The 10,129-nt window shown below is 58.5% G+C and carries 8 protein-coding genes and 1 pseudogene; 7 read left to right on the top strand and 2 right to left on the bottom strand.

Annotated elements, in window-relative coordinates:
- The first annotated feature begins 64 nt into the window (after positions 1-64).
- From lsrA to lsrG, 6 genes and pseudogenes are all read left to right on the top strand, one after another.
- On the top strand, positions 65-1,552 hold the full coding sequence (gene lsrA / locus RTE01_RS24430) for an autoinducer 2 ABC transporter ATP-binding protein LsrA (RefSeq protein WP_141335435.1): 1,488 nt from the start codon (positions 65-67) through the stop codon (positions 1,550-1,552).
- Positions 1,549-2,583, top strand: coding sequence for an autoinducer 2 ABC transporter permease LsrC (gene lsrC, locus RTE01_RS24435; RefSeq protein WP_041147331.1), 1,035 nt, complete (start codon positions 1,549-1,551; stop codon positions 2,581-2,583). Before lsrA ends, lsrC begins: the two co-directional genes overlap by 4 nt.
- Positions 2,583-3,576 (top strand): annotated as a pseudogene (lsrD, locus tag RTE01_RS24440) (autoinducer 2 ABC transporter permease LsrD). The gene lsrC and the pseudogene lsrD overlap by 1 nt, the downstream one beginning before the upstream one ends.
- 7 nt (positions 3,577-3,583) lie before the next feature.
- Positions 3,584-4,597, top strand: coding sequence for an autoinducer 2 ABC transporter substrate-binding protein LsrB (lsrB, locus tag RTE01_RS24445; RefSeq protein ID WP_041147329.1), 1,014 nt, complete (start codon positions 3,584-3,586; stop codon positions 4,595-4,597).
- An 11-nt stretch (positions 4,598-4,608) separates the two neighbouring features.
- On the top strand, positions 4,609-5,496 hold the full coding sequence (gene lsrF / locus RTE01_RS24450) for a 3-hydroxy-5-phosphonooxypentane-2,4-dione thiolase (RefSeq protein WP_041147328.1): 888 nt from the start codon (positions 4,609-4,611) through the stop codon (positions 5,494-5,496).
- A complete protein-coding gene (gene lsrG, locus RTE01_RS24455; RefSeq protein WP_141335437.1) occupies positions 5,493-5,786 on the top strand; it encodes a (4S)-4-hydroxy-5-phosphonooxypentane-2,3-dione isomerase in 294 nt (97 codons plus the stop codon). Before lsrF ends, lsrG begins: the two co-directional genes overlap by 4 nt.
- Before the next feature lie 992 nt (positions 5,787-6,778).
- Here the strand turns inward: lsrG and ygjG are convergent.
- Together ygjG and RTE01_RS24470 are read right to left on the bottom strand one after the other, a co-directional pair.
- Complete coding sequence (gene ygjG, locus RTE01_RS24465) at positions 6,779-8,158, bottom strand: putrescine aminotransferase (RefSeq protein WP_041147324.1); 1,380 nt, start codon at positions 8,156-8,158, stop codon at positions 6,779-6,781.
- Between the two features lie 266 nt (positions 8,159-8,424).
- Positions 8,425-8,964 (bottom strand): PadR family transcriptional regulator, encoded by a 540-nt coding sequence (locus RTE01_RS24470; RefSeq protein WP_134527853.1) that lies wholly within the window; start codon positions 8,962-8,964, stop codon positions 8,425-8,427.
- Between the two features lie 239 nt (positions 8,965-9,203).
- On the opposite strand from RTE01_RS24470, the gene RTE01_RS24475 reads away from it, so the two are divergent.
- On the top strand, positions 9,204-9,977 hold the full coding sequence (locus RTE01_RS24475; protein ID WP_041147755.1) for a siderophore-interacting protein: 774 nt from the start codon (positions 9,204-9,206) through the stop codon (positions 9,975-9,977).
- The last annotated feature ends 152 nt before the right edge of the window (positions 9,978-10,129 follow it).

Raw genomic sequence — 10,129 nt, forward strand, 5'->3', positions numbered from 1 at the left:
TCAGGGTCTACGCTTTTGAACATTATTAAATTAAAAAATCATTTGTTCAAATCGAGGCGTGATAATGAAGCCACTGCTTGAAGCCCGCCAAATCTGTAAACAGTTCTCCGGCATTAGCGTGCTGAAGGCGATTGATTTCACGTTATTTTCCGGCCAGGTGCACGCCCTGATGGGTGGCAACGGCGCCGGGAAATCGACGCTGATGAAGATTGTCGCCGGCGTAGAAACCCCCGACAGCGGCGAGCTGGCCCTCGGCGGGAACACCTTTACGCGCCTGACCCCCGCGCTGGCCCATCAGCAGGGCGTCTATCTGGTGCCGCAGGAGCCGATGCTGTTCCCTAACCTGACGGTGCGGGAAAACATTCTGTTTCGCCTGCCGAAGCGCGCCGATAGCGCCGCGCAGCTGCAGGAAAAGCTGCAGCAGCTCAGCTGCCAGCTGAATCTCGACGCGGCGGCCAGCACCCTCGAGGTAGCGGATCAGCAAATGGTCGAGATCCTGCGCGGCCTGATGCGCCAAGCGCAGATCCTGATCCTCGATGAGCCCACCGCCTCCTTAACGCCGGGCGAAACGGCGCGTCTGTTTTGCCAGATCCGCGCGCTGCAGGATCTCGGTGTCGGCATCGTCTTTATCTCTCACAAGCTGCCGGAGATCCGCCAGATCGCCAGCCACGTCTCGGTCATGCGCGACGGTGCGGTGGTGCTGAGCGGACACACTGCCGACTACAGCGACAATCAGCTGGTGAGCGCCATGACGCCCGCCGACCGGGAACACGCCCTCAGCGATACGCAGAAGCTGTGGCTGGCGCTGCCGGGCAACCGACGCACCCAGCCGCAGGACTTCCCGGTGCTGCGGGTGGAGGATCTCACCGGCGAGGGCTTTATCGATCTAAGCCTTGAGATCTACGCCGGGGAGATCGTCGGCCTCGCCGGGCTGGTGGGATCCGGGCGCACCGAATTTGCCGAAACTCTCTACGGTCTGCGGCCGCCGCGCGCGGGGCGGGTCTGGCTGGAGAACCGCGATATCAGCGACGCCAGCACCCGCGCCCGGCTGGCCAGCGGGCTGGTCTATCTGCCGGAAGATCGCCAGGTCTCAGGACTGTTTCTCGATGCGCCGGTGCGCTGGAATACGGTGATGTTTAACCAGCCGTCGCTGTGGCAGCAGGATAAACGCGAGGCGGCGGTGGTGGAGCGCTATCACCGGGCGCTGGGGATCAAATTTGCCGATAGCGACCAGCCGGTGCGCACCCTCTCCGGCGGTAACCAGCAGAAGGTGCTGCTGGCGCGCTGCCTTGAAGCCAATCCGCTGCTGCTGATCGTCGACGAGCCGACGCGCGGCGTGGACGTTTCCGCCCGCGCCGATATCTACCAGCTGCTGAAAAGCGTCGCCGCGCAGAACGTGGCGGTGCTGATGATCTCCAGCGATCTGGATGAGTTTGTGGGCCTGGCCGACCGGGTGCTGGTGATGCACCAGGGCCGACAGAGCGGCGAGCTGGCGCGCCGGGCGGTGACCGTTGAACGCATGATGACGCTGGCATTTGGAGGCGCGGCATGAAAACGTTATTGAAGAATCGCGAACTGAGCGCTTTTCTCGCCATCGTGGTGCTGTTTGCCGGGCTGGTGGCGCTCAACCCGGCCTACTTCAGCCTGCAGACCCTGGGCATGATCTTCGCCAGCTCGCAAATCCTCTGCCTGCTGGCGCTCGGGGCAACGCTGGTGATGCTGACCCGCAATATCGACGTTTCCGTCGGCTCCACCGTTGGCCTGTGCGCCATTGCGGTGGGCGTGGCGCTCAACGGCGGCTACGGCCTGACGGCGGCCATTGCGTTTGCGCTGGCGATTGGCGCCCTGGCGGGCGCCTTTAACGGCCTGCTGGTGGTGGGGCTGCGCATTCCGGCGATTGTCGCCACCCTTGGCACCCTCGGGCTGTATCGCGGGGTGATGCTGCTGTGGACCGGCGGTAAATGGATTGAAGGCCTGCCGGATAGCCTCAAGTCGCTCTCGGAGCCGGCGTTTATCGGCATCTCGCCGCTGGGCTGGCTGGTGCTGGTTCTGCTGCTGGCCGGCGCCTGGATGCTGTCGCGCACCGCTGCCGGCCGCGATTTCTACGCCGTCGGCGACAACCTGACCGCCGCGCGCCAGCTGGGCGTCGCGGTGAACCGCACGCGGATGCTCGCCTTTACCCTTAACGGCATGCTGGCCGCCTGCGCCGGCGTCGTTTTTGCCGCCCAGATTGGCTTTGTGCCCAACCAGACCGGCAGCGGGCTGGAGATGAAGGCCATCGCCGCCTGCGTGCTCGGCGGTATTTCCCTGCTCGGCGGCACCGGGACGCTCATCGGCGCGTTCCTCGGCGCCTTCTTCCTTACTCAGATTGATACCGTGCTGGTGCTGCTCAGGCTCCCGGCGTGGTGGAACGACTTTATTGCCGGCCTGGTGCTGCTCGGCGTGCTGGTGCTCGACGGGCGGCTGCGCCAGGCGCTGAGCCGCCACCAGCGAGCGCTGAAATATGCCCGCTTTCAGCCCGGTAATAAGGGGGGAAAGGGCGTGGCCCCGTTCACAAAGCGTAAAAACAAAGAGGTGGCGTGATGAAGCTCAGCTGGGAAAGCGCGCTGCTGGCGCTGCTGGTGGTGGAAATTCTGCTGTTCGGGGCCATTAACCCGCGGATGCTGGATATCAATATGCTGCTGTTCAGCACCAGCGATTTTATCTGTATCGGCATCGTGGCCCTGCCGCTGACGCTGGTGATCATTAGCGGCGGCATCGATATTTCGCTCGGCTCGACCATCGGCCTGTGCGCCATCGCGCTGGGGGTGATGATGCAGGCGGGCTGGCCGATGGGGCTGGCCATCCCGTTAACCCTGCTGCTTGGCCTGCTGTGCGGGCTGATTAACGCGGCGCTGATCCACTACACCGGCATTAGCCCGCTGGTGATCACCCTCGGCACCCTCTACCTCTACGGCGGCGGGGCGCTGTTGCTCTCCGGCATGGCGGGCGCGACCGGCTATGAAGGGATTGGCGGCTTCCCCGACGCCTTCACCGCCTTCGCCAACCTGACCCTGTTCGGCCTGCCGCTGCCGCTGGTGCTGTTTATCGTCATCACCTTCTTCTTCTGGCTGCTGGCCCATCGCGGGCGCTTTGGCCGCCACCTGTTTCTGCTCGGGCAAAACCCGCGCGCCGCGCGCTATGCCGCGCTGTCGGTGAACGGCATGCCGTACGTGCTGTATGGCCTGGTGGGCGTGGCCTCGGCCATCGCCGCGCTGGTGATGGTCTCCTATTTTGGCTCGGCGCGATCGGACCTCGGCCGCGATCTGCTGATGCCGGCGCTGACCGCCGCGGTGCTTGGCGGGGCGAATATCTACGGCGGTTCAGGTTCCATTATCGGCACGGCGCTGGCGGCGCTGCTGGTGGGATATTTACAACAAGGTTTACAGATGGTCGGCATCCCCAACCAGGTGTCGAGCGCGCTGTCAGGGGCGCTGTTGGTTGTGGTGGTGATGGGGCGCTCGCTGAGCCTGCACCGTGAATGGGTGCGAATGACCTGGCGACGCCTTTCTCGCGCATAAAACAATCGGAGCATAAACATACGATGAAAACCAAACGAATCCTGCAAACGAGCGCCCTGGCGCTGGCGCTGAGCGTGGCGACCGCCCAGGCCGCAGACCGCATTGCCTTTATTCCTAAACTCGTCGGCGTGGGCTTCTTTACCAGCGGCGGCAACGGCGCCAAAGAGGCGGGCAAGGCGCTGGGGGTTGATGTCACCTACGACGGCCCGACCGAACCGAGCGTCTCCGGCCAGGTGCAGCTGATCAACAACTTCGTCAACCAGGGCTACAACGCGATTATCGTCTCCGCGGTATCGCCGGACGGCCTGTGCCCGGCGCTCAAGCGCGCGATGCAGCGCGGCGTGAAGGTGCTGACCTGGGACTCCGATACCAAACCCGAATGCCGCAGTATCTATATCAACCAGGGCACCCCGCAGCAGCTCGGTGGACTGCTGGTGGATATGACCTCGAAGCAGGTAACCAAACCGGCTGCTAAGGTGGCGTTCTTCTACTCCAGCCCGACGGTGACCGACCAGAACCAGTGGGTTAAAGAGGCCAAAGCGAAGATTGCCAAAGAGCACCCGCAGTGGGAAGTGGTGACCACCCAGTTCGGCTATAACGACGCCACCAAATCGCTGCAAACCGCCGAGGGCATACTAAAAGCCTACCCGGATCTCGACGCCATTATCGCCCCGGACGCCAACGCGCTCCCGGCGGCGGCGCAGGCGGCGGAGAACCTTAAGCGTCAGGGGGTGGCGATTGTCGGCTTTAGCACCCCGAACGTTATGCGCCCGTACGTCGAGCGCGGCACGGTGAAAGCCTTCGGCCTGTGGGATGTGGTCCAGCAGGGAAAAATTGCGGTTAACGTCGCCGATCGTCTGCTGAAAAAAGGCGATCTTAATGTCGGTGACAGCGTGGAGGTAAAAGATATCGGAACGCTGAAGGTCGAGCCAAACAGCGTCCAGGGCTATCAGTATGAGGCGAAAGGCAACGGCATCGTGCTGCTGCCGGAGCGCGTGGTGTTCACCAAAGAGAACATCAACAACTACGACTTCTGACGGGGGATGAAATGGCAGATTTAGACGATATCAAAGAGGGGAAGGACTTTGGCCTGGACCGACCGCAGCAGAACGTGCTCTACGGACTGAAGGGCTGCGGATCGCTGGAGTGGGGGATGCAGTCCCGGCTGGCGCGCATCTTTAACCCGCAGAGCAACCGCACGGTGATGCTGGCCTTCGACCACGGCTATTTTCAGGGGCCGACCACCGGGCTTGAGCGGATCGATCTCTCCATCGCCCCGCTGTTTGATGAGACCGACGTGCTGATGTGCACCCGCGGAATCCTAAGAAGCACGGTACCGGCGGCCACCAACAAGCCGGTGGTGCTGCGCGCCTCCGGCGGCAACTCGATCCTCAGCGAGCTTTCCAACGAGTGCGTGGCGGTGACGATGGAAGACGCGCTGCGCCTTAACGTCTGTGCGGTCGCGGCGCAGGTCTATATCGGCAGCGAATACGAGCATCAGTCGATCGGCAATATTATTAAGCTGGTGGATGCCGGGAACCGTTACGGCATGCCGGTGCTGGCGGTTACCGGGGTCGGTAAAGAGATGACCCGCGACGCGCGCTATTTCTCGCTGGCCAGTCGCATCGCCGCCGAGATGGGGGCGCAGTTCGTCAAAACCTATTTTGTTGAAGAGGGCTTTGAAAAAGTGACCGCCAGCTGCCCGGTGCCGATAGTGATCGCCGGCGGCAAAAAGCTGCCGGAGCAGGAGGCGCTGGAGATGTGCTGGCGGGCAATTGACCAGGGCGCGTCCGGCGTCGATATGGGGCGCAATATTTTCCAGTCCAGCGCGCCGCGCGCGATGCTGAAGGCGGTGAAGAAAGTGGTGCACGAGAATATGAGCGCCCGCGAGGCGTATCAGTTCTGGCTGGAGGAGAAGCAGGGGGAGCTGAAATGAACGTGACGCTGGTAGAAATTAATATCAAACCGGAGCGGGTTAACGAGTTTCTCGACGTCTTTCGCACGAACCATGAAGGGGCGCTGCAGGAGCCGGGCAACCTGCGCTTCGACGTCCTGCAGGACCCGGAGGTGAAGACGCGGTTTTTTATCTACGAGGCCTATAAAGATGAGGACGCGGTGCTGGCGCACAAAAAAACGCCGCACTACCTGGCCTGCGTTGAGAAGCTGGATGAGATGATGTCGCAGCCGCGGCAGAAGCGCAGCTTTGTGGGCCTGCTGCCGGAATAGCATCGGAAACTGGCCTGCGGAAACATCCGGCGAACGGATTACCGCAGGCTAAGTCATGGCTGGAGGGGCGTGCTTAGAACTTTCTTTTGTGCCGTGTGCACTGTTTATCTCAATGGCGAGCCGGACCGTGAGTGAATTTATTTTGCGATATATTCAATGCATTAATATATTCCACAATGACCTGGGTGTATAAAATATGAATTAGCATTCAGCGACTGATATTTACGAGATAGATAAAGCATATTCGGTGTTTTTATTTGAGTTGTTTATTTTATCAGCGTATGTTTGGCATTAACTGTACTGATGGCAGAGATGCTTTATAAAAGACATCAGTTATTTAAATGATAATACTATAAAGAGTTAGTGTCATGTTTAAGACTCTCCTGTCACTCATTTTTAATGAAGGACTTCTTCTGGTTTGCCTTATCGGGTTTGGTTTTTTTTACCTTGAGTTCTTCCCGGCGTATTGGCTGGCGCTAACCGCCGTTTCCGTGATAGTACTAATTATTATATTGCCAAATTTTACGGGGCGATTTGATAAGTACGATAAATAACTCATACAAAAAATCCTTATGTTAAATTCAGCCTGTTTAATAACTACGATGAATTTTATTATTGTCTGAAGAGCCCCTGCTATGTTTAATAGTCTGCTATCAATACTCTTTACGTAAATACTTTTTGTGGTCTGGTTCTTTGCAAGCGGAATCCTTTTCAGGTATTTAGTTCCTGACTATTGGTTTGTATTGACGGTAGTTTCTGTCGTCTTATTAATTATTGTCCATCCAATTTTATTCGGACGATTTGATAAGTACGATAAATAGCTTCTGCGAATAGAATTGTTGATGTCAAACCCAGACTGCTTATGGTTAACGGATGAAAATGGTTTACCCGTAGCGTCAACATTTCGGCTGACGGTAACACTGGAAAGCTGACCGGCAGGCGTAAAAAAGCCCGGTGAATATCGCTTCCACCGGGCTTTTTGTTGGCTATCGTCAGGCTTCTTCCACCGACACCCGCAGCTCGGCCAGCGCGTTCCGCGCCGCCTTCAGCACCAGCTCACACTGCTCAAGGGTCAGCGTCAGCGGCGGTTCGATGCGGATCGTCCTCGCGTTGTTCAGGGTGCCGGCCACCAGCACCCGCTGGCGGAACATCAGGCTGGCAAAGTCATAGCCGATTTCGTTATCCACGAACTCAATGGCCATCAGCATCCCTTTACCACGGACTTCGTTCACCAGCTCCGGATACTCGCGAGCCAGCAGGCGGAAGCCGTCCAGCAGCAGGTCGCCTTTCTGCTCGGCCTGCGCCGGCAGATTCTCCGTCAGCAGAACGTTGATCGTCGCCAGCGCCGCGGCGCAGGCCAGCGGGTTACCGCCGAAGGTGGTGGTGTGCAGGAACGGGTTGTCGAACAGCACCGAGAAGACCTCTTCGGTGGCAACCGTCGCGCCAATCGGCATCACGCCGCCGCCGAGCGCTTTGGCAAGACACAGAATATCCGGATGAACGTTTTCATGCTCGCAGGCAAACATTTTGCCGGTGCGACCCATGCCGGTCTGCACTTCGTCGAAGATCAGCAGCGCGCCAAACTCGTCGCACAGCTTACGAACCGCGGGGAGATAGCCCGGCGGCGGCAGGATCACCCCGCCTTCGCCCTGAATTGGCTCAAGGATCACCGCCGCGACGTCATCGCCGGTTTTCTTACACTCGCTGAGCAGCGTGCGCATGGCGTTGATGTCGCCAAACGGCACGTGACGGAATCCCGGCAGCAGCGGCATAAACGGCTTGCGGAACGTCGATTTGGCGGTAGCGGACAGCGCGCCCAGCGATTTGCCGTGGAAAGCGCCGCTGGTGGCCACAAAGGTAAATTTGCCGCGCGGGGACTGGTAGGCTTTAGCGAGCTTCAGCGCCGCTTCGACCGACTCGGTTCCGCTATTGCAAAAGAAGCTGTACTTCAGCTTGCCCGGCGTTAGGGCCGCCAGCGTTTTGGCCAGCATGGCCCGCAGCGGATCGAGCAGTTCCTGACTATGAAGAGGTTGCTTAGCGAGCTGGTGCTCTACGGCGGAAACAACGACTGGATTACGGTGCCCTACATTAAAAATTCCAAAGCCACCCAGGCAATCAATAAACTCTTGTCCCTGAGTGTCGACAAGCGTATTTAAACTTCCCGCCTGCCACTCTACGGCTCCGTAATCCCCGCCAGCGGTAACAGATTTTCGATACGCTAAAAACCCCGGATTCACGTGCTCTTTAAAGTACTCTCTGACCTCCTGGTTAAGTGCTTTCATCTCCTCATGATCGAGCGTTTGCTTCTCAATGAGATTCAGTGCGTGTGCGCTGCAGGCCAGAGCCGATGCGCTGGAAGGTAACCTGTTCAAAGTGGGCTCCTGGGATGGGCGTATCACATGATACTGAATTAAGTATTGCAGGGATTACGCCACTTCGGTGCAGCAGCTGAAAATCGGGATAAACGCAGCGTGAAAGCGCAATTGCGCAATATTTAATCTTATGGCGATATTATTGGCATGCTTTACTCCTGAGCGGACGCAGCATGCGCTCTGCGGGCTTAGCGTCGCGTGCATCGCCGCGGTGCGCTTTGCCCAACGCTGGGGCAAAAGAGGGCCGGCTGGTGGGCGGCGACGGCCTAATCGAGCTGGGAAATTTCCATCGCCGCGCGGTCGATGACGGCAATAATCTGCTTTAGCTGCGCTTCGCTGATGGCCTGCTGATTCACTTTCAAATCCAGCACGGCTTTAAAATTTTCCAGCGCCCGCTTCATCTGCGGATTTTTACGCAGCTCGCAGCCGACCATCCGCGCCTGAAGACGCTCCCGAATGTCGGCCAGGGACTGCTGGTTTTCCGCGTGCAGGCGACGACCCTCTTCGCTAATCGAGATTTTTTTACGCCCGTTTTCCTCTTCAACGCCGATCAGCCCCTGATCCTGCAGCAGGTCGAGGGTGGGGTAGATAACGCCGGGGCTCGGGCTGTAGTTGCCCTGGGTCAGGCTCTCTATCTCTTTGATCAGCTCGTAGCCGTGGCTGGCGCTGCGGCTGAGGATATCGAGGATAACCAGCCGCAGTTCGCCGTGGCCGAAGAAGCGCTGGCGCCGCCCGCCGCCTCTGCGCCCGCCGCGTTCAGCGTGGTGTTCGCGCGAGTCGTGCTCCTCTTCATGATGATTTCGCATCGTTATCTCCTGTTAGTTTTGATATATCTAATTTATATCTAAATGTCTTGCCGTGGCAATGATAATTATTCTGTGAATTTTAATTGACTGATAATTAATGAATTTGTTTTATTTTTTGGATTTTTATGGCTTTTGGTCTGACTATATCAAAAAAGATCTTGCATTCTTTTTTAATGGCAATCATTATCATTTGCATCAGGTTTAGATATATCTATTTAACTTCACGAAGGCCGCCGATGATGACAACACTCAAAAAAACGCAGTACCCGCAGCGCGTACAAAATGAACTCCGTTTCCGCGAACTTACCGTGCTGCGCGTGGAGCGCGTGAGCGCTGGCTTCCAGCGCATCGTGCTGGGAGGCGACGCGCTGGAGGGTTTCGTTTCGCAGGGTTTTGATGACCACACCAAGCTCTTTTTCCCGCAGGAGGGCGCGACCTTTACGCCGCCGCAGGTGACGGATGAAGGCATTAACTGGGGCGAGGGCGTGCGCCCGGCGAGCCGCGACTACACGCCGCTGTACGATGCCGAACGCCATGAGCTGGCCTATGATTTCTTTATTCATGACGGCGGTCTCGCCAGCCGCTGGGCGCTGGCGGCAAGCGTCGGCGATAAGCTGGTCATTGGCGGGCCGCGCGGTTCGCTGGTGGTGCCGGAAGATTATGCCTGGCAGCTGTACGTGGGCGATGAGTCCGGTATGCCTGCGCTGCTTCGTCGCCTGCGGGCATTAAGCCAGCTGCCGGTTGTGCCGCAGGTAACGGCGATCGTCACCATCGGCGATGCGGCTTATAAAGACTATCTGGCGGAGTTTGACGGCTTCAATATTGAGTGGGTGGTGGGCCATAACCCCGCCGCGGTGGCCGAGCGTCTGGCGCAGGTGCGCGTCCCGGCGGAGGATTACTTTATCTGGGTGACCGGCGAAGGCGCGGTGGTGAAATCGCTGCTTGAGCGCTTTAAAGGGGATGAGATTGACCCGCAGCTGGTGCGCTCCCAGGCCTACTGGCACAGTAAGTAGTCAATGTAGCGAAGTCCCGGGCTGCGGCGATTGCTCTGCCCGGGCTACCTGAGCAAAATTCTCTGCATTCTCTGCATTCTCTGCATTCTCTGCATTCTCTGCATTCTCTGCATTCTCTGCATTCTCTGCATTCTCTGCATTCTCTGCATTCC

It is taken from the genome of Klebsiella terrigena (assembly GCF_006539725.1).
Lineage (GTDB): Bacteria > Pseudomonadota > Gammaproteobacteria > Enterobacterales > Enterobacteriaceae > Klebsiella > Klebsiella terrigena.